The organism is Mucilaginibacter phenanthrenivorans, assembly GCF_024721155.1.
Lineage (GTDB): Bacteria > Bacteroidota > Bacteroidia > Sphingobacteriales > Sphingobacteriaceae > Mucilaginibacter > Mucilaginibacter phenanthrenivorans.
In genome coordinates this window covers 345,434-366,716 of record NZ_JAHVAP010000008.1, presented here as the reverse complement: position 1 = coordinate 366,716, position 21,283 = coordinate 345,434, and the positions used below count along the sequence as shown (strand labels likewise).

17 protein-coding genes are annotated in these 21,283 nt (G+C 40.7%); 2 read left to right on the top strand and 15 right to left on the bottom strand.

Annotated features, from left to right (window positions below; genetic code table 11):
- Positions 1 to 10: 10 nt before the first annotated feature.
- The 13 genes from KXD93_RS20945 to KXD93_RS20885 all read right to left on the bottom strand — a co-directional run bounded on the left by KXD93_RS20945 (position 11) and on the right by KXD93_RS20885 (position 18,098).
- A complete protein-coding gene (locus KXD93_RS20945; protein ID WP_258139305.1) occupies positions 11 to 1,150 on the bottom strand; it encodes a TlpA disulfide reductase family protein in 1,140 nt (379 codons plus the stop codon).
- A gap of 50 nt (positions 1,151 to 1,200) precedes the next feature.
- Positions 1,201 to 1,932 (bottom strand): basic secretory protein-like protein, encoded by a 732-nt coding sequence (locus tag KXD93_RS20940; RefSeq protein ID WP_258139304.1) that lies wholly within the window; start codon positions 1,930 to 1,932, stop codon positions 1,201 to 1,203.
- Positions 1,933 to 1,936: 4 nt separating this feature from the next.
- The gene (locus tag KXD93_RS20935) at positions 1,937 to 2,938 is read right to left on the bottom strand and encodes a hypothetical protein (protein WP_258139303.1); all 1,002 of its coding nucleotides are present in this window, start codon (positions 2,936 to 2,938) and stop codon (positions 1,937 to 1,939) included.
- A gap of 107 nt (positions 2,939 to 3,045) precedes the next feature.
- Positions 3,046 to 4,857 carry a RagB/SusD family nutrient uptake outer membrane protein gene (locus tag KXD93_RS20930; RefSeq protein WP_258139302.1) on the bottom strand — a complete coding sequence of 604 codons (1,812 nt, stop codon included), beginning with the start codon at positions 4,855 to 4,857 and terminating at the stop codon, positions 3,046 to 3,048.
- A 38-nt stretch (positions 4,858 to 4,895) separates the two neighbouring features.
- On the bottom strand, positions 4,896 to 8,234 hold the full coding sequence (locus KXD93_RS20925) for a SusC/RagA family TonB-linked outer membrane protein (RefSeq protein WP_258139301.1): 3,339 nt from the start codon (positions 8,232 to 8,234) through the stop codon (positions 4,896 to 4,898).
- Positions 8,235 to 8,431: 197 nt separating this feature from the next.
- Positions 8,432 to 9,397, bottom strand: a complete 966-nt coding sequence (locus KXD93_RS20920) for a FecR family protein (protein WP_258139300.1) — start codon at positions 9,395 to 9,397, stop codon at positions 8,432 to 8,434.
- Positions 9,398 to 9,647: 250 nt separating this feature from the next.
- Positions 9,648 to 10,220, bottom strand: a complete 573-nt coding sequence (locus KXD93_RS20915; RefSeq protein WP_258139299.1) for an RNA polymerase sigma-70 factor — start codon at positions 10,218 to 10,220, stop codon at positions 9,648 to 9,650.
- Between the two features lie 745 nt (positions 10,221 to 10,965).
- The gene (locus KXD93_RS20910; RefSeq protein ID WP_258139298.1) at positions 10,966 to 12,492 is read right to left on the bottom strand and encodes a TlpA family protein disulfide reductase; all 1,527 of its coding nucleotides are present in this window, start codon (positions 12,490 to 12,492) and stop codon (positions 10,966 to 10,968) included.
- A gap of 11 nt (positions 12,493 to 12,503) precedes the next feature.
- On the bottom strand, positions 12,504 to 13,262 hold the full coding sequence (locus KXD93_RS20905; RefSeq protein WP_258139297.1) for a LytR/AlgR family response regulator transcription factor: 759 nt from the start codon (positions 13,260 to 13,262) through the stop codon (positions 12,504 to 12,506).
- Complete coding sequence (locus KXD93_RS20900) at positions 13,259 to 15,001, bottom strand: sensor histidine kinase (RefSeq protein ID WP_258139296.1); 1,743 nt, start codon at positions 14,999 to 15,001, stop codon at positions 13,259 to 13,261. The genes KXD93_RS20905 and KXD93_RS20900 overlap by 4 nt, the downstream gene beginning before the upstream one ends.
- Before the next feature lie 223 nt (positions 15,002 to 15,224).
- Positions 15,225 to 15,866, bottom strand: coding sequence for a hypothetical protein (locus KXD93_RS20895; protein WP_258139295.1), 642 nt, complete (start codon positions 15,864 to 15,866; stop codon positions 15,225 to 15,227).
- A gap of 344 nt (positions 15,867 to 16,210) precedes the next feature.
- A complete protein-coding gene (locus tag KXD93_RS20890) occupies positions 16,211 to 17,422 on the bottom strand; it encodes a DNA-methyltransferase (protein ID WP_258139294.1) in 1,212 nt (403 codons plus the stop codon).
- On the bottom strand, positions 17,409 to 18,098 hold the full coding sequence (locus tag KXD93_RS20885) for an ApaLI family restriction endonuclease (protein WP_258139293.1): 690 nt from the start codon (positions 18,096 to 18,098) through the stop codon (positions 17,409 to 17,411). Before KXD93_RS20885 ends, KXD93_RS20890 begins: the two co-directional genes overlap by 14 nt.
- A gap of 363 nt (positions 18,099 to 18,461) precedes the next feature.
- Here KXD93_RS20885 and KXD93_RS20880 point away from each other — a divergent pair, with 363 nt between their 5' ends.
- Positions 18,462 to 18,920, top strand: a complete 459-nt coding sequence (locus KXD93_RS20880) for a GNAT family N-acetyltransferase (RefSeq protein WP_258139292.1) — start codon at positions 18,462 to 18,464, stop codon at positions 18,918 to 18,920.
- 18 nt (positions 18,921 to 18,938) lie between these two features.
- Here KXD93_RS20880 and KXD93_RS20875 read toward each other — a convergent pair whose 3' ends face one another.
- Positions 18,939 to 19,802 carry a DMT family transporter gene (locus tag KXD93_RS20875; RefSeq protein WP_258139291.1) on the bottom strand — a complete coding sequence of 288 codons (864 nt, stop codon included), beginning with the start codon at positions 19,800 to 19,802 and terminating at the stop codon, positions 18,939 to 18,941.
- Positions 19,803 to 20,117: 315 nt separating this feature from the next.
- On the opposite strand from KXD93_RS20875, the gene KXD93_RS20870 reads away from it, so the two are divergent.
- Positions 20,118 to 20,393 (top strand): NAD-dependent epimerase/dehydratase family protein, encoded by a 276-nt coding sequence (locus KXD93_RS20870; protein ID WP_258139290.1) that lies wholly within the window; start codon positions 20,118 to 20,120, stop codon positions 20,391 to 20,393.
- 105 nt (positions 20,394 to 20,498) lie between these two features.
- Here KXD93_RS20870 and KXD93_RS20865 read toward each other — a convergent pair whose 3' ends face one another.
- Positions 20,499 to 20,996 carry a hypothetical protein gene (locus KXD93_RS20865; RefSeq protein ID WP_258139289.1) on the bottom strand — a complete coding sequence of 166 codons (498 nt, stop codon included), beginning with the start codon at positions 20,994 to 20,996 and terminating at the stop codon, positions 20,499 to 20,501.
- Positions 20,997 to 21,283: the final 287 nt, after the last annotated feature.

The following is a 21,283-nucleotide window of genomic DNA, read 5'->3' as shown; positions in this document are numbered from 1 at the left end:
TAGTATAAGTTTAATTAAAAATTTCCGCCAGCTTTTTGTTCAGTGCTTCACCGCGGAGGTCCCTATCTATGATACGCCCCTGCCTGTCTAGCAGAAAGAATGCGGGCACGCCGGTAATTCCATACAGTCTTGCTACGGCGTTATTCCAGCCCTTCAAGTCAGATACCTGGAGCCAGGGCAATTGATCCTCCTTGATTGCTCCCAGCCACCTGCTTTTTACATTGTCGACAGATACGGAAATAATTTCGAAACCCTTGCTTTTGTACAGTTCATATTCCTTTTTAAGGTTAGGGCTTTCCGCACGGCAGGGTTCACACCAGCTGGCCCAAAAATCCAGTAATACTACTTTCCCTTTTAAACTCGCTAATGACACCGGCTTTCCGCCGGCATCGTTCTGCGTAAATAACGGCGCCACGTTGCCTGCCGATGTAATGGTGGCTGAACGTAAACGCTGCTCGGTTTTTAGGCCGAGATCAGTAGATTTAAGCTTGGCATTCAGCGCCTCATAAACCGGAACCATGCGTAGGGTATCTAATCGGTAAGAAGCTGATTCGGATAAGGCAACCAGGCTAAAAAACGAGTTGGGATGCGCTTTGGCATAAGCCAGCTGGTTTTCTGCACGTGTTGCCCAAACATGGTTATACGCTTTTCGCTGCGCGCTAATGTAGGCGGTATCTTTTTGCTGTTCCGGTGTACCGCGGGCAAATGCCGCGTTGGCAGCTTTTATCAGGTCGATAAAATACCCCCCAATAGCTTTATTGTAAGCCTGGTATTCGTTATATACCTTCGACCCGCTGAACACCGCATTACTCAATGAATCCGCTGAGGTGATCGTTATTTGTTCACTCCCGAAATAAATATAAATCGCATCGGCGGTGCCTTTAAAAATAGCGCCGTTTTTTCCCTGTCCATGGTGTGCCATTACCATTCTGGCAGTGGCAATATCACTTAAACTACCCGAAAAAACGAAGTTTCCATTCACCACTGCTGAGGAATCTTCACGCCCCATGCCGGTGCCGGCGTCCTGGTAATCAAGATATACCATAGCAGGTTTTCCGATTGTCCCGATTTTACCGGAAATTTTAAAGCTTGATTGCGCTGCTGAAAACAGTGGCAGCAGTATGGCTAATAGTAATATTTTGACTTTCATAGTTGTGTCAGGCTTATCCTGAATTGAAGATTAATTTCTGTTATTTTGCATCAAATAGCCGGGTTAGCAGCATAATCGTTCCATAATTCGTCAACTGATTCTCCTGTCAATTTTTTCCAGGTAGCATCATTGAAGGTATGTGCGCGGAGCTCGGCATCCAGTTTTTGCACCACATGGGCGGTCTTTTTTTCTTCTATCCATACCAAAAACCTTGCGCTGATGCGGTAGCTGTTAGTATAGCTTTGACCCGCTTTATAATCGGGCATGCTCCAGCCTGCTCCTGAATTGTCTACGCCAAATTTGTACCGCGCATAATCGGCTATGCCTTCTGTTAACCACCACGGGCCTGCGCTGTAACCGTATCCCTGAACTATGTGCATCACCTCGTGGGTAACCACATCAATATCGGTAGGCATTTTCAGCATCCAGCCCGGGTTGAAATGCACGGTATCGACACGGGTATTTTCAACATTGCTTGTAAACGTAGCGGCTACACCCTGGTAGTTTGGATCTATCAAAAACACCACATGTTTGGGTGTGTTTGCATTAAACATAGCTGCTTCAGCAGGGTATACTTTAAAAAAAGCAGCTATCATGCTTTTTTTAACAAGGGCGCCTGTATGGGCAAAAACTGTGTCTCTGTTGATAAACACGAGCGTATACGGTCCTCTGGTTACAGAATCCCTATCAAACGTATAAGTTGATAAAGTTGAACTATGGGCATTTACACAACCGGTAAACAATGCCATGGCGATGACGAACATCATTAAAGGATATTTCATTTTATTAATAGTTATATTTTACTTTTGGATAATCTTCTTGTGCTTCTTTTAGCTGCTGCAACGCAGTAGTATTCCAATAATCTCCAAAGGCGATTTTTGCCTGGGCGCTGAGATTAACACCGGCCGCGCCGCTGAAAAAATGGACAAATTCCCCCAGGTTCAAACCATCGCTCCTGTCATGCGGCAGATTGGTTGCCAGTTCATTAAAGTACCTGGCCAGTACAGCTCCTTTGCCATACTTACTATAAATAGGATAGAACCAGTTCATGAAAAAATCGGCACCGGGATAAGCAACCCCTGGATAGTTAATGTTGTAATCAGGATCTGTTGCCTGCACTGTACTCAGTTGCTGGTAAATCGCTGCTGCTTCGTCCTGGCGCCCAATGTTCATCAAAACGTCATACATAAAAATCTCAGCGAATTTACTGTCGCCCCAAATACTGCTCGAAACGTCATGAACGGCCCCATATGAAGCACTGGCAACAATATGACCCATCTCATGCACCGGCTCCCTGATCGGGTCACCTGTTGGTGTTGTCCATTCCACTACACCTAAACCGCAATCAATCGTATTGCGATAATCATGGCTGGCATCATAATAAGGGGATGGATGGCCACCGCCATACCCATTTTCAATAGGATCGGCATTCGGCGGGATGCCGTGCATAACAACATATAGCCTGGTAGAGTCGCCGAAAGCACCGTACGTTTTCTTGATATATACCCAAGCGTCGGAAAGCTGCTTTCTTGGCCATACCACCGCCGTATCCATCCCGCTATCAAAATAAAGCGCAAGGTTGGCGTTGTAATAAACACGTGATAATAATTTATTATGTGCAAACCAGTGCTCCTGCCAGGTTGCCGGCGGCATACTTACTACTACGGAACCAGTAGATGTGCTGGTGGTAGTGATTGAGTTCGTTTTGCGTACGGATTTTTTACATCCTGCAAGGCATAGGCCTGTCAGCAAGCCGCCGGCAGTTATTAAAACCGTTAATGATCTCATTATCTTTTAAATATTAATTAATAAGTTAATAAGTCGATAGCTATAAAGGGAGAAGCCTGAGCTTCCCCGCTTTACTAATTAACTATCAACAAAAAATCGATTTTGGATTACCAGCCTGTATTTTGTACCAGTTGTGAATCAGAGTTAATATCAGATTGTGGAATTGGATAGAGGTAAGACTTCTTTGTAAAAACCCGGTTTTCGAAAGTAACAACCTTGTAAAAGTCATTCGGATCGGCGTTAATATTTAAGCCATACATAGGACCGGCCTGTGTTTGCTCGCCAATTTTCCAACGCCTTACATCGAAGAACCTGTTGTTTTCAAAAGCAAGCTCTACCTGCCTTTCATGCATGATAGCTGCACGCATATCACTCTGGCCCGCAGGGGCAGGAATACCCTTTCCATACTCAGGTATTCCCGCGCGGTTTCTGATAAGGTTTAGATATATAAGAATGTCCGGATCGCCTGGGTTACTTTCATTCAGTGCCTCTGCATAGTTCAGGTAAATTTCCGCAAGCCTTAGCATTACCCATGAGCGACCGCCTTGTCGCCAGTCACCGGTGGGTTCGTTTTTGCGGACGATATAGCCTGTTTGGCTGTAATCATTACCCCCTGCAGCCCTGCCCGAGTTACCGTTATAGAAAGTCTGTGTGATAAATTCTCCCGAGTTTTTATTTAGCCACTCGCTGTTATTGTAGGTAATATCTACATAAAAACGGGGCTCTCTTCCTACCCATTGGTTGTAAGTGCTTAAAGGAAAATCGGCGTTTGGTGCTGTAAAATTAGAAAAACCGCTGGCCACATAACCGGAAGCCGGATCTGTTATTGAACGACCATTGGCCATAAAAAAGGCGTCCACCATGTTTTGTGTTGCACCAAGTCCGCCTGAGCCCCTTACTTCGTCAGCAAACCCCTGGTGGTAAGGCGTGGTTTCATACTGCCTGTTGGTAACCCCCGCCCCTATGTTGGCATAAATAATTTCCGGGTTCCAGTCAGTCAGCATCACATCCCTGCAAGAAAGATATGCGCTAAAAGTACCTGTTGCCGGATCATTTTCTCTAAAAAGGGAATAATTGGTGGGCACAAACTGTGTGATAAACGCCTTTGCCGCATCAGCGGCTTTTTGCCACTTAGTTTTATCATATGTTTGATTGATCAAATGCGTGCCATCCTTATTTATCAAAGAACTATAATCTGTGTTGCCGTTAAACAATGGGCTTGCACTGTATAATAATGCTTCTGATTTCATGGCAAGGGCAAAACCACTGGTGATCCTGCCGTAATTATTAGTGCTGGATGGTGTAGCCGGAAGGATTGCAGCTGCGGCATCAAGTTCGCTTGTAACATAGTCTACACATGCATCAAATGTGCTGCGGGCCATTGTAATACCGCCTGACTTTACATCCGGCGAGATCACCTGTTCGCCAAGCAACACAACCGGGCCGTAAATGCGCATCATATAGAAATAATATATTGCACGTAAGGCCCTGGCTTCTGCCTTATACTGCAATTTTAAATGAGCAGACATATCGGGCACTTTATCGACATTTGCAATAAAAATAGTAGCCGACCGGATACCCTGGTAATAAGAGCTCCAGAATGCGCCGGTAAGGCTGCTTGATGCATCATAAGATCCGTTGTTAATATTCTGACTGGTTACAAAGCCCCAATCATATTCTGCCTCGTCACAGCCCCCGGTCCATTGCCCGGCATTGCTGGAGGGTGCAAACCGCTGGCTCGCCTCATCGGGTATAGCAGAGTAAACATTTGCCAAAAACTGCAAGGCGGTTCCGCTATTGTTAAAGGTTTCATCAAGGGTGAGCTTATCATTTGGCACCTGGTCAAGGAAACCCTTTTTACATGACAAACTCGCGGCCATCATAATAAAAATGAGTGATAATATCTTAATTCTTTTCATGATTCTAATTCTAAATAATATGTTATCAGATTCTGTGATTAAAACTGTGCGCTTACACCCATTGTCAAAGTTTTAACATTAGGGTAGCTTGTTCCGTTCCCGGTATTTAGCTCAGGATCCCACAGCTTAAATTTGCTGAACGTTAGCAGGTTGTATCCCATTACATAAACCCTGGCCCCTTTTACACCCAGCTTATTAAATAAAGCTTTAGGGAAAGTATAGCCAAAATCCAGTGTCTTCAATCTTATGAAGCTCACATCCTTAACCCACCAGGTGCTGGTTTGGGTGTTGTTAGCATTGGCAGCATCGCCATATGCAAGGCGTGGGTAAAATACATTCTGGCTTGGATTTTCAGGGGTCCAGCGATCTGTAATATTTGCATAAGCATTACTTACCCCCTGGTTATTTGAAAACGGCTGTATTGCTGTACCTGAAACATAACGGTCAGCACGGCCGGTTCCGAGAAATGCTACGCCTATATCAAAACTTTTATAAGCGGCATTTAATGTTAACCCGTATTCAAGGGCCGGCACATCACCGTTGCTTATCTTAGTGGCATCATAAGCGTTTATAACACCATCATTATTCAAATCTTTATATTTGATGTCGCCGGGCTTAACAATACTTTTATCTCCGGGGACGGCACTTTTATCTATTTCAGCCTGGCTGGTGAAAAGTCCTTCTGCGATATAACCAAATTGTGCAAGCACAGGCTGCCCTCTCTGATCCATCCACGGATAAGGAGGGGTCGGCTGATCGTTTTGGATAACCTTATTTTTATTATAGGTTACTGTACCGCGAATATTAAGCGTAAACTCACCAAATTTTAACTGATCTTCCACAGTGGCGTCAAAGCCCTTGTTATCCACTATTCCTACGTTTGCAAAAGGCTGGGTGGCTATACCGGCAAAAGCAGGTACACTGGCCCTTTGAATAAGTACACCTGTGCGATGTTCGGTAAAAACGTCTGCGGTAAGCGATAGTTTATCATTAAATAACTTCAGGTCGATACCCAGATCCTGTTTATGCGATCTGGACCAGGTTACATCGGTACCGTATTGATCAACGTTGATCCCACTAACGCCACTGCGGTTTAATCCATAAGTATAGCCTGCATGATTTGCCGATACAAATGTGAGGTACCCGAACCGGTTACCATCATCGCTGCTGCCCACCAGGCCGTTAGTATAACGAAGTTTAAGGAAAGAAACAGCATTTTTTAACGGGGCAAAAAAGCTTTCAGACGATATCAGCCAGCCGACGCCAAAGGCAGGGAAAAAACCATACCTGTTTTGCGGGGCAAAGTTTTCAGATCCGTTATAACCCGCGTTAAATTCAGCGAAATATTTATCTTCAAAAGAATAGGTTTCCCTTGTAGCTACACCGCGGTGACGGTAAGGTATGGACGACGTAATATCTGCTACCGGGTAATTGGAGAGATCATCCTGCGTATATAAAAGCAAAGCTCCTATATGGCTTTTTCCAAAGGCGTGATCATAATTTAACGATGTTTCAGTATAAGTGCTGTAATGTCCGCTGCTACCACTGCCAAAGCTTAAAAAGTTGCCTGTGCCGGTGTAAGTTTGGTCCAAATTCAGCGAACCATCCGTGTTATATGGGTGCGTTGAATCTAAAATATAGGTATTTTCCCTTTTTGTACGGGTTATATACGTGGTATTTGCGGCATCGTAAGAATACATGGTCGAAAAGTTCAATCCGGGCAGCCAAAAGCTCAGGTCCTGTGTGAGCCTGATATTTGTTTGCAGCGCATAACTATAGCCTGAATTATAACCTCTTGTGGTAAGATCTGCATAGGGATTACGCTGGTCGCCGTTGGCGCTGCGCCCCGGTACAAAACCTCCGGGATACATTATAGGGAACGTCACCGGCGGGAGGATCATGGCCTGGTTAAAGATATCCGACGGCGCTATTGACGGGGATGTGCCTTTTCCAACATTTCCCTGTATGCCCAGGTCAATTTTTGTTGTCTTGGTTACTTCCAAATTAAGATTACTGGTAAAATTGTAACGCCCGTAGTCGTCATCAATATCGTATCCCTGGTTATTACTTGTCTTGAGTAATCCGGCTGTATACTGATAGCCTGAAGAAACATAGTAACGTGCACTTGGCACACCACCGCTAACGGTAAAATGGGCACGCCGGGTTGGTGCATAGTCCCTGAATACTGATTTTATCCAATTTACATTTGGATAAAGCAAGGGATCTACCTGGTTGATTGTATTGTTTATGGTGGCCGCGGAGTATACCGGCGCCTGGCCACGGGTAGTATTCGCTTCGTTTACCATATTCATGTAGGTTACCCCATCAGCCATTTGCGGAATGCGGGTAAAAGATTGAAGCCCTTCGTAATAATCGCCGTTAATATTTGGTTTACCGGCTTTCCCTCTTTTAGTCTGGATCAATATAACCCCATTTGCTCCCTTTACACCATATACCGCAGTAGCCGAGGCATCCTTTAATATAGTAAAAGATTGAATATCCAGCGGGTCCAGGTTGTCCATTGACCTGGGAACACCATCTACCATGATCAAAGGGGCCGTGTTATTACCGGCAAAAGTAGCGAGTCCCCGAATCCATACGTTTGAGCCATCGCCGCCCGGCTCGCCGGAACGTTGCACACCAATTACACCGGAGATGCGGCCTGCCAAAAGGGTGCTGATAGAAGCAACGGGTTGGGCTAATTCTCCAACGTCAACTGTTGACTGTGCGCCTACCAAACTAATTTTTCGCTGATTACCATAAGCTACAATGGCCACTTCCTTGAGCGAACCTTCAGGATTTGGAACCAGGCTGATATTAATTACGTCATCATCACCGGCCACTTTCTCCTGCATTATGTAGCCTACATAGCTAAAAACAAGTATTTCAGTTTTATCATTAACCTGGATTTGGTAATTACCGTTAACATCAGTAATTCCACCGCGTTGCGTTCCTTTTATTTTTACAGTAACGCCGGGTAAACCTATACCCTTTTCATCCGTTACTTTTCCTGTTAAAATACGTTGTAGAGGCGGCGTTTCAACTATTGGCTTTGGCGGTAATACTTTTATATAAATCTCGCCATCTAATACTTCGTATCCATATGGCGTGTTTTTTAATGTGATATTTAATACCTCACTGAGTTTTTTATTAGCTACCGAAGCCGATACCTTAATCCTGCTATTGGCAACTATCCCATTATAGGTAAACTTTACACCCGAAACTTCGGAGATTTTCTCCAATGCAGAACTTATATAATTATTCTTAAAACTTACAGTAACTTCTTTTGATAGGATTGGCTGGCCAGTAGCCGAAGCTGCTGCCAGCGTTAAGCTGGTACTTCCTAAAAAAATCAATAGCACTGTACTCAATTTCATAAAAAGCCTAAACTTGCTTCCCCATTTGCGGGGAACATAATTTTTCATATATTCACTTCATAAAATGTTAATAAATCTGCGAAAACTTCTGGCGTCCAAACCTGAGAAGTTTAGCTGTGTTGCATTGCATTTTGGGTCGTCAGCCATGGCCTTTAGGGGCCTGGCTGTTAGACTGTTAGAATAGTAGTATATTTATATCAATTGCATCCTCCTCCCTTAATTAGATACCCGGTTCCAGATTTTATAATTTTGGCATTTTCAATAGTTGCCAGTTTTTTAAGAAAAGATTCTACGCTTTCCCCTTGTTTAATACGGCCAAAGAAATCACAGTTCTTAACTGCGCCCGCCACTGTGATGTTAGCATTGAAGTTTATGTTTAAATCTTCAACAATTGCCGCCACCTTAACGTTATTGTATTCATAATCACCATTATGCCGATTAGTTACGGCTTCAATATTGGAGATCGTCTTTAATTTCAATTTACCGGTTCGCTTATTGTAAGCCACCAGATGCCCAGGTAAAAGGTCTGATTTTTCTTTACCGTCGGTAAATGCCACCTTTCCGGTAATGAGGGCTACGGTAATCTCTGGCTGGTTGTTACGTGCGGTGATATTGAATGATGTACCCAAAACCCTTGTTCTGGTTTTTCCGGTGTGTACTATAAATGGGTGGTTTTTATCCTTAGCAATCTCGAAAAAGGCTTCTCCCTCAAAATAAATTTCTCTTAGCGGTCCGTTGAAGGCTGATGGCAGCCTTACAAAACTGCCTGCATTTAAATAAATAACGGATCCGTCTGTAAGTTTTATTATTTTTCGTTCGCCCCGTTGTGTTGTTACTGTGCTGAAAACTATCGCAGCAGCTTCAGGATGCTGTGTTGGCAGGTACCTATACAGAAAAAAGAAGGCGCCGATCAAAACTGCTGCAGCCGCAGCTATTTTAACATAACGCAGCTTATTAGTTGTATCTTTTTGTTTATTAATCTGTTGCAAAAGCACATTATGCATTTTTTCTTTGGCGTATTCTTCTTCTTCAATATTTTCATAAGGTGAGATGAACTCCTCTTCTTCTGTTCTGTACCAGGCAAGCAGTTCATTTCTTTCCTCCTCGGTCGCGGTACCGCTGATGTATTTATTTATTAAATGCTTTAAATAGCTTTTTTCCATATCGTTTATTACAAGGGAGTACATTAACTTTACATTAACCCTTAGTCAAAAAATTAAAAAGTTAAATTATTTTACGGTCAATAAAACAGTGAAAGGCGCAATAGATCAATAAATACGTTATTGACGTTAAACTATTAAAATTGGTGGGCCAGGGCAAAGGCATTTAATATCAAAACTTTCGACTTCTGGGGTAGTGTAAATTTATGCGAGGCACTGCGGCAGCTGGATAGCAGGACAAACCGGAAAAAACCTAAAAATGCTTTGCAATTAAAATCAAGATCAGAAACTCTTTTAAGTTAAGGCGGAGAACCTTAAGCGCTTTAGTTAAATGGGCCTCAACTGTTTTTTCACTGATCCCCATCTCCAGGCAGATTTCGGGATTAGTCAACCCTTGCTTTCGGCTATAGAGATAAACCATACGGCATTTATCTGGTAACTGTTCAACTATGCCTTCAATATATTCCTGTAAAAATTTGGCATGTACAATATCTTCAGGCAGGTCAGCTGACTGCGTACTGTAAAGGTTTTTAATGATTTTAGATCTGCGATTTGAATTATGAACATGTTTGAATACAGAAAATTTTATAGCAGTTGCCAAATACCCCGGCAGCGATTCTATAACGAGGCTCTCTTTCCTGTTCCAAAGACTTAAAAACACTTCCTGAATAATCTCTTCCGCCAGGAACTTGTCTTTAGTACGACTATACGCTAAAAGTATAAGTTTTTTCCAGTACCTGTTATAAATTTCTGTAAACGCTATATCATCACCATCAACCATCTGCTGTAGTACTTCTTTGTCAGGAAGATGTGCGTATGACGTCATAAAACATATGGGATGAATGCCCTAAATTACATTTTTTTACGTAAAGCTATTAGTTTATTGAATATGTTTTATTATTAGAAGAAATAAACTATCACTTATTCAAAAAAATCTTCTTTTTTTTATCAACTATATACAAAGACTTGACTTTTAGCACTGTTTATTTAAGATTCAATGCAATTGCTCGTCTAAGCGGGAATTAGCCGACTAAACTAAAATTTTCTAAATAAAACAGGATGACGCGGATATAATATTTTACAAATTACCTATTGAAAAATTAATAGTTGATTAATGAGCTAATGAGCGTTCCCCGCCTAAGCCATTGTTTTTGGTAACAACCTACTTAATTTCTTCCGGGTTTAAATTTGGTGTTCCATTTTTTTACATGGAACACCCGGAACACTGTGAAACATTCTCACTATCAGATACTTCACTTTTAGTCAATGATAAAGACCGATAATCAGGCATGATAAAATACCTATTTTTTTCTCTTTCTTAAAAAGCTTGCATTTGGAACCGACCTGCTTAAGGTGTGCATGTTTAATTTCTGCCTGATTCAAATTTGGTGTTCCATTTTTTCACATGGAACACCCGGAACGCTATGAAACACGCTCATTATCAACTACTTAATTTTACGCATCGGTGAACAGCTAATAATCACCGTTTAAAAATTGCACTTTCTGAAAAATTTTCTTGTGGAACAGGCTTGTAGAGGGCGTTCTTAACGTATCCAATAAATATTCTCCCGCTAAAGTCCCACAGTTTTTTTCACACTGTCCCTGTCTAAAGCGCCCATGAACGTGATCTTTTTTTGATTTACTTTACCGTTAATATCTATAACCACGTAAGTTGGAAATCCTCCCTCTGAATTGAAAGCCGTCTTCAACCTGGATATAATTTTATCGTTCACAAAAATATGCGTACCCGGAATTTGCAGGTCCCCTATCCTATTTTTCCATAAATCCATACTCGAACCACTGCTGGTACACAGGTAAATATATTCAATAGGCAGGTCCTTATTTTTCTCATGCAAGCTTTTGCTGTAGGGCATATCGGCTATGCAAGGGGCACACCAGGTGGCCCAAAAATCGATAATGAGTGCCTTATTGGGAAATTTTGACCTTAGGCTCAGTATAAAGTTATCAATGTTTGCTACCGTATCTAATTTATATAAGCTGGCATCAAACGGTAACTTCATTAACGGGGTGCCAATATTTGCGTCTTCTAATTTTTTTGATAGCGCAAAAACGCTGTCTATCCTTTTTTGGTTTGCGTTCACTTTAGTCAATTCATTTATCGCAATTTTCTTGCACCAGCTTGTTTTAATACTATTGATGATTACCGGGTATGGCCGGGCGTAACTATCTTTTTCCGTTTCCAATAGGTATAATTTCAACAAGTCAGATCGCTGCTGCGTATATAAACTGTCGAACACTTTTATAGCACCGCTAAGTTTTTCTTCGTTTTTAAAACGTCCTTTGCTCAAACTATAGATCCCTAAGTACCTGTAAAACAAACCGCCGTCGTTACTTGTAAATAAGGGATGGTGTGCGTTTATTTCATTAAAAACCTGGGTGGGCATGATATCATTCCAATAGGCCGTGCAAATATTTCCGTAAAAATCAGACAAAGTTTCATTGCTAACGGCCCAGCCATAATTAGGGAAACCGGCGATAAATTCGTTATCGATATTTTTCACCAATTTCAAAATGGAATCGGTTTTAAAGGTGAAGGCATCCACGGCATATTTCCTTCTCGAATTACACAAAGCACGGAGATCATTAAACAAACCTTCCCTTTCGTTTTTTCTAAAAAGTGACTTTTTATTCATTACGGTATTAAATTCGCCGTCGTTGCCAGAATAGCTTACCCCCTCGCCTATCATATAAGCGCCGTCTTTGGGTACTTTGTGCGCGTCAACGGTAACAATAAGCCCGGTATTAACATAGATCCCGGCGTACAAGTAATCGCCGGCGCTTAGCCATACCTGCTGGTATGGTAAATTCTGATCAAGGATTATTTTGGCCAGGCCGGCGGCATTTGTTTCGGCATATTTAGTAACCTGGAGGCTTCCGCCAAATTGTACAAGGGTATATTTAATATTCACTTTTTTAACGCTATCAGGGAGATTTTTTATTTCGATAGTAAGTGTTGCGGGCTTACGGCCGGCAAGATAGGCGTCCATTTTTTTATCCTCAATAGCAACCAGAGGTGAATTTTGCGCATTTAAATAATTGCAGCAGCACATTAGTGCGATCAATAATAGATTTTTCATGATATGGTTTTTTATTTTTTTATGGTATGCAGAGCCTTCATTACATTTTCCTTTTTATTCCTGGAGATGGGGATGCGGGTATTATCGTCCATTAACAGGTAGCCAGAATCTTCCTTGAGCAAACTTTTGATAAACTTTTTATTGACCAAATGCGATTGATGGCACCGGATAAAGTCATAGCTGCTTAATAATTCTTCGTATTCAAAAATGGGTTTTGATACCATGATATTTTTTCCATCGGATAAAAAGAACTGGGTATAAGTATTTGACGATTCGCAACGGATGATATCGCCGGTATGCACAAACCTGATCTCCTTAGTTGAAGCCAGGGCCAGCTTGTGTTCCTTTTTTGCATCCGTATCCTTAATAAACGCCATCAAATTTTCAAGCTGAAGGTTTGCCTTCTTTTTATTAAGCTTTGCCTCTACCTTATTAACGGATGCTTTTAACTCTTCGGGATCTATTGGTTTCAACAGGTAATCTATAGCCGAAAACTTAACGGCTTGTATGCCATATTGGTCAAACGCGGTAACAAAAACCACCTCAAACTGGTGATGCGGCAAGGCTTTAAGTACTTCAAAGCCATTCTTATCCGGCATTTGGATATCTAAAAACAACAGGTCTGGATTGCTTGCTGTAATTAAGCTGATCCCGTCATCGGCATTAGTGGCCGAGCCTACAATAGTTACAGGTAGTTCATGCTTTTTTAGTAAGCGCACAATATTTTCAATATTGTTTTTTTCGTCATCAATAATTATCGCTCGTATCATATAAGCCAATTTTTAAAATGGATAATAACTTGTGTTTTATTATCCGTCCTTTTTACTGAAAATTCTATTTGCTGCCCGTTAAGTGTTTGGTTCAATAGCTTTATCCGCTCCTTTGTAAGCTGAAGGCCAAATCCGTTGGCGCTTTCATTTTCGTTGAACCCTTTGCCATTATCGTTTACGCTGACTACCATATCGTTATTCAACTTCTCAAACGTTACGGTCAGTTGCCCGTTTTCCTGCAGGGCCGATATGCCATGCTTTACCGCATTCTCTACCAGGGGTTGTAAAAACAAGCCCGGTATTTCAAATGCACTGGCATCTATCTGTTCGCTTACTTTAATGTGATAATCAAACCCAAAACGCAGCTTTTCAAGCGTTAAGTAGTTCTCCAGGATCTTTATTTCGGTAGAAATACTTACAAATTCTTTATCACTGGCTTTTAATGAATCGCGCATTAAATTGCTGAACTCAATTAAATATTTCGACGCATTTTGCGAGTCGTTTTTAGTAATAAGCCCTTGTATGGAGCTAAGCGCATTAAATACAAAATGCGGATTAAACTGCGACCGGATAGATTTGAGCTCGGTTTGCACCAATTGCTTTAAAGTACTTTGTTCCTTTAGCTTTTCCGCTTGCTTTCTTGATCTCCATAGCAATAAAAGAAAACCGCCAGCCAATGCACCAAGCAAACTTAAAGCAGCCTTAGCCCATAAAGTTTGATACCATGCAGCTTTTACAGTAAATGCATAGGTACATATATTATTGCGCTGTACGCTATAACGTATTTTTAGCTGATATTTCCCCGGAGACAGATTTTTGAGCCAAACCAAATTAAAATCGAAATCATTGACCGTCCAACCCGTACTATCTTTTCCGTTTACAAGATTGTATTCAATAATCCTTTTTGATTTAATGATATCATCTAAATAAAAGATGAGGTCATTTTCATTGTATCGAAAGTCTTTTTTTAGTTTCAGCAAAGCAATATCCTTACTCCAGTCGCTTTGATTGGGATCTTCGATTGGACTCGTCCATTGCTTTTTAAAGATATTTAAGAATTCGGGGAGCTGGGAAAACGTGAACACCCCGACAACCCTTGGCTGCCATTTTACCCAATACGCTGATATTGAAGTTTCAATACTATCAGGCATACTGATCTTGCGAATTTGAAAAGTAAGCGCGTTACCATATGTTTCTTTAAATTGGCCTATGTAAGCCGAAAACTCATCTATTTTATTAGGATCAGCAATTTTAGTCATCAAATAGGCCTTGCAAAATAACTTCGGCGTTGTCCAGGGCAATACTACTTTCCGCTTATTCTCAATAACCCTGAATTGATATTCGTTAACGTTTTGCGGATTAATGCCATTAGCCGTAATGATTATTCCGGATGAATCGAAAACAGGGATCGCATATTTACCGGCGTAGCCGTCAATAAATTGTACATAAAACTGCGATCCGGGGTTGCCGAATTCTTTTAACCGCGGGATCTTTTGTAAAGCCTGCCGATAGTTCACCGCCAGTTTATTAGAATAAAATGCTGTAATCACTACGTTTTTCTTCTTTGAAGGAGAATTACTGTAGTTAACAATTGTACTGGAAAAATACTTACGAATGGAATCGCCGTGACTATCGTGCTGAATAACCGGATTTACGCTATCCAAATACATTACCGGCTTTTGCGCGTAACAGCAGAGTTTTAAAAAGCAGAAAAACAAGATTATAACTACACTGCGCATTGCTCTTTGATTTGTATAGACCAAAGTAAACGTTTTAAGCCCTTGTTAAGATATGCCGATTTGAATCTGGTAAGGGTTATTTTGAATTGGGTGGAATTTCCCCGCAACCGCAAGCGTTTTTCGCTGCCGTAAGGCTTTTATCTCGTGAGCCGCGTTAAGGTTAGAGTAAGATCTAAACATCTTAAACAGCACTTCAAGCTATTTTTGAAATTACGGTATAATATCAGGATTTGCCCTCCTTTTCAAGTTTCCATTGATTCAAAATAATCAGCACAAGCCTACTAACTTCATTCATTGTCGAAGCGAAATTTATTTTGAGTTCTACAGAAAATGCATCTATTTTGGGGCCAACACCTATTCTCATCGGTTTTGACTTATCAGTACGAAGTAACCGTGTCGCCAATAAATGTTGGTCGCTTAAATGGATATGGCTAGAGGTATTTTTGTAAGTGTCCAATACGCCTTTGAACAATTTGTCGAGATTTGTTGCCAGGTAATTATCTGTCAGAAAGTTATTCTTACTATCCCTATATTTATTGATAGGTTTTCCGTCACTAAAATGACTAAATAAATTATCCCTGCTTTTAACAAGAAAAAAAGCGTAGAACCGTAACGCATTATCCAATTGTAATCTAATCAATGGAATTGCACACAGGTAGTTATCGTCCCTAACTAAAAGACAAAATCCATTGACTAGCTGGATCGCCCTATTTGCGATTGCTGTTGATAACAGATCCATTGTATACATATTTTGGTTATCAGCACTAATTATCTCGGCGCTTAGATTTACATACTTTCCCTCATATGTAGCCAGCTCTTCAATCAGGCTATCCAACTTTAATGTCATTTCATCCATTTCCATCATTTTTTACTCTACAAAGAAAACTATTTAATGCGCAACCTATTTGCGTAGTTGAAATAATTCGGTAACATTCAAGTATTGAAGGTAAAAGTTATTTCCAAAGACTCGAGTATCAGAAACGATATAAGTATGCAGCATCGTATAAAAGCGTAAAGGCATACTCATGCCCCGTGCCAAAATGAAAAAGATGCCGCTTGCTACATAGTCTTCGATGCGGCATTTTTATTTAGATATTTTGCTTATAAAACCATAGGCCTTACGCGCTGGTGTGGCGGGTTCGGACAACAATAAGTTGTCTTTCATCGTGACCCAAGACATAAGTTCGCATTGTTTAAGTTATGAATTACCTAAACACTTATTTTAGAGGGACTTTGTAACGTTCTCGCTATGCTTTTTGCTTGAAGTTCGAGTGATTGTATTATTTTTATATCCGTTTCAAAACCAAAAAGTCGGCTTAGTCCCGTTTCTCGGGTCTGAATTACAATTTTAATTGAATAATTTTTTCCAATTGAAGCTTTTTCCAGTTTTTCAATGGCGTCTTCAAGTGTCTCATGTTCATTTTGGATTTTAACGGGAACCGGCATACCATCGCAATAATCTCTTAAAAACCCGTCTATCCCCGAATTTCTTTGCACAGGAAAAGCATTTAGGTTTTGAAGAATGGATAATTCTTTATTTGTTTTTTCTAAATACTCGTTTACTCCTTTATTCAGCAAGTTAGATTCAGAAATTACCATTTCTTCTAAACGAGATTTACTTAGGTTAATCGCGTCCACTGAAACGTCAATTCCAACAAAATTCCGTTTTAGTGATTTTGCAGCCACACACGTAGTCCCACTTCCACAAAATGGATCCAAAACTAAATCTCCTTCATCTGTAACGATATTTATAATTTGCTGTAATAATAAAACCGGCTTTTGCGTAGGATATCCAGTTCTCTCTTTTGCTTTTGGATTTAAATATGGGATTCCCCAAACATCACTTAAAGGAACTCCTCTTTTTTCTTTTCCAATTACGACACCGCCGGTTTCATTTTTTTTGTAAATAGATTTACCATTTTCATCTTTTTCTCGATCTTGCAAAATCTGATCAAGGTTTGTTGTTAATGAATAATTGGTATATAGCGTGTTGAATTTAAAGTCTTCAGTTTTAGAATAAAAAAATATAATTTGATGGGAGTTTAAAAGTCCTTTTTTGGCATTTGACCAACGCTTGTAAGCCCAGACAATTTCACTTTGAAAGTTACTCTTTCCAAACACTTTATCTAAAACTATTCTAATGTAATGTGATGCATTTTTGTCACAATGTAGAAAGACACTACCTGTGTTTTTCAACACTCTTTTACATTCTTTCAACGTGCTTTCAATTAGGTATAAATACTCCTCTAATGATTCATATTTATCCAAAAACTCATACAATTTAGAATTGTCCCGATTCGACAATGAGTGCTTTTTTTGGGTAAAAAACGGCGGATCAAAGTAAACTAGATCAACTTTGCTAGTCTCTATATCTTTGAGTTTATCAACGCAATTTCCGTGAATGATGCTATTTATCTCCATCTAATTCATTTTTCTTAATTTCAGAGACTACATGGCTCAATTCATTGCTCACAACCGGTACGCTTTCGTGCGCAATTTCAGTCAGGATAGTCTTTAAGTCAACGCCTGTGTAGTTCTTTAAATAATCCCATGCTTCTTCTCCGCCATAATATTCTCCATCAACACCCGCATATAAAGTTTTTAAGGTTTGTTGGATTCTAATGGCTTGCTCTCGCTGTGGATAGTAAAACATAACTCTGATCGGCTTATAACCATGTCCTTTTATTACTTGAACTCTGGTGTGTTCTTTGGTAATGTGATCGCCATCTGTCGTGGCATCACGCCATTTGACCTCTAATGCATCATTGTTATTAAGAAAGTCTATTTCAAATGTTTGGGGACGTCGCCCTAAAGTGTTTTGAACTTTACTTTTAATACCTTCAGGAAACTTATAGTTAAAACATAAAGTTGCTGCTTCTTCCAAAAAAGATCCAGCATATTTATAAAGAAAACGGCCTGTATTCTGATATATATCAATAAGCTTCCCCTCTTCTGTAGTTATTCCTAAAACCCTATAAATTAGATAATGTGAGTTGTCATCACTTTTCATTTCTTCCTTTCTACCTTCGATCCGTTCTTTAAGGTTGGTGGAATAAGTTTCAGCTAACTTTTTTATTTTTTTCTTTAATTCGTCCATCTCTCTGTAAAATTACGAAAATTTGTATGTTATTAAGCTGTAAGTGTAGATTACCCCAGCTACAGCAAGCGTTTTCAGCTGCAGCAAGATAGGCTCCATTCAAAATGCTGCCTTAGTCCTGTTTTATTGTCTTCAACAAAGATATGAGGCTCCCGCCTTGTTGCCCGCGTTCAGGAAGCCGCTCTTTTTATCACAATTCCAAATCCACCAATCACTCCCCCAGCAACTTACCAACATCCTCCTTCATATTAGCTTTAACACGTGAAGCCGCTTCGCTTATTTTAGAATAAACCAAACAGACTTTTACCGGGAACGCCCTTAAAACGAATTATTTAGATATTTTTGCTGCTGACAACAGATCTGATGAACCTCATACATAAAATTAAATCCTTCCAGGAGCTTAACGTCACCGAGTTATATGAACTGCTCCGCCTGCGCAGCGAGGTGTTCGTGGTTGAACAGAATTGCGTGTTCCAGGACATGGATGGTAAGGATCAGCAGTGTTATCACCTGCTTTTATTTTCTGGCAGTAAACTGGCGGCTTACAGCCGGCTGGTTCCGGCCGGCGTATCCTTCCCGGAGGTGTCTATCGGACGGGTGATCACTTCCTCTGCGTTCAGGGGCACTGGCCTCGGCAAAAAAGTAATGGAACTGGCAATAGAAGGCTGTGAAGACCTGTTCGGCGCAAAGGTTATCCGCATCGGCGCACAGACTTACGCCCTTCCCTTCTATACATCCCTGGGTTTTGTCAGTGACGGCGAAGTATATGACGAAGACGGGATTGAACATGTGGAGATGATAAGAACATCAACTTCTGATTAATTATAAAGGTTTCGCCACTCAACTCAAACCCAACGCAACTATTCCCCCTAGTATCAACGCGCTGGCAATTAGCCTCCTTTTTCCATCTTTCTCATTTAGCGCCCGCGAGCCCATAAACACGCCCAGCAAAATGCTGGTTTCCCGCGCCGGGGCAACAACTGTTAACGGGGCATATTTTAAGGCTTCCAACACCAATATGTAAGCCGCCGGGCTCAACAGGCCGATTGCTATAATGCTCCATTTGTGCTGCTTAATTTCTCTTTTGATTTCATCCCCTTGCGAGCACACGAACGGAAAAAGCAGGATGATGCTGAAAACACTTGAAACAAACGTGATTATCACCGGGGATACCGCGTATGTTTTTATCGCAACCGTGTCGTTAAAGGTGTACAAGGCAATAAATAAACCGGTTAATACACCCCAAAACACACCGGTCATTATTTTAGCATTGTTCGCTTTCTTAAAACTCAGGCCGGTTATTACCAATACACCTATAAGAATTAAGAACAATCCGATGGTTGCCTTTAATTTTAACTGTTCGTGCAAAAGCAAAATGGCAGCAAGTGATGAGAACAGCGGACCTGTGCCGCGTGCAAGGGGATATACAACAGACAGGTCGCCGCTTCTGTATCCTTTTTGCAGGATGAGAAAATAGGCCATATGCAATATTGCGCTGCTCAGGGAAAGCCATAGCACCGGCTGAGAAAAAATGTTATCGCCCTGCCCTACGCTATAAAGCAATAGCGGTAAATACAAAATAGTACTAACAATATACATCAGCCAGATAAAGGGAGCTTTCCCATTTGCCTTTTTGGCAAGCAAATTCCAAAAGGCATGAAGCACGGCTGCCGTTAACACTAACGAGAGGACATAAAAGCTCATCTGCGATCTGGTTTGAAGTATTGTAATAAGGTATTCATAGTTAGCTGAAAATACATCCCGCGAAAATTTAGCTGGTTAATTAATAACTAAGGTCCTTGTAATTATAATTCAAGGCAAATGACAAATAGTAATTCAGGATGACTTTAAGTTATACCATGCCATGCTGCAGCAGAAATTCATGTCGCGTCATAAAGCAAAGGATTTGTTATACGTTTGTCGCGGATAGGTTTAGGTTGAGGCGTTAATGATCCAAATAAAGAAGAATTCATTCCTCGTTGAAAAAAAAGGGAACGTCACTCAGGCTCAAGAATGCACATGGTACACCACCTTGATGTTGCCCAGGCGTTAACTTTACTGCTTCATACCGATGGGCTAAATGGGGAGATATTCAATATTGCAAATGATGCGCCCATCACCTTATATGAGCTTGCTGATTCTGTTGGACAGGCGGCTGATGCCTTTGCCCCGGCTGAAGGGCCACTAAACGATCCATTTGAAGGCATAATGGACATTTCAAAACTCAGGAAACAGACCGGCTTCAGGCCACTTGTACCCAGTTATTATGTAGCGCGTGATTTGGATATTCTTTAAACAATTAGCTATTGCCTCGCCATTAAAACACAATATTGATTGGATAGCTGGTGCAAACCGAAGAAGTTACTGACATGTCTATTGATTACAATTGTAATTAATAAACTAAAATGCTATCGTAAGCTTGCTGTCAAGCATAAAATCTTTCGTGTTTAACTCCAAGGCTCCAAAACCATTTTTAGCCCTAAATGTGTGCGTTATAGTATATCCTATCAGTGGTCCCTGATAATTTTTTTCTTTTACTTCAATAATTTGTCCAACGCTGTCCCCTTTACGGCGAAAGCTTTTGCTCAATGCGGTATATTCATTGAGGAGGGTTGTATTACCAAGACTATATGTACTTATACTATCAGCCTTTGTCCTGTAAATTGTAGCTATGCTATCTAATTGATTTTCGGTCTTTTCAAGTCTTTTTCCTTCCGGACTGCTGCTGATAAATGTGTCATAATTAGGTTCCAATTTCCCAAAAGATACCGATTCATAGCTATCGGGATCGTTTAGTGTCTTTTTTAAATAATCCTTCACCAAACTCTCAGCTCTATCTTGATCACTAAAAGAGCATGACGAAAGCAAAACAAAAAGCACCAAAACAATTTTTCTCATGTTATTTTACAACTTGGGTGTACCAAACGAATATACTAATTTGGAATAAATGGTTTTATTAAAATTCTGCAAATTCATTTGTTGATTTTCCATTTCCTCAATTACATCAAGCAAGCCTTTAATTATTAGAATAAAATCTTCGTTTTTAGTCAATGAAGCTTCATTGAGTTCTAATTCAATCCTCCTTTTCTCTACAAGAAAGCGCTAAGATTTATTTCGAGGCTTTTTTATTGAGCGCGTTCGCTTAAAAATCATTTACGGTACTTCGATTAGCATTCATCATTTCG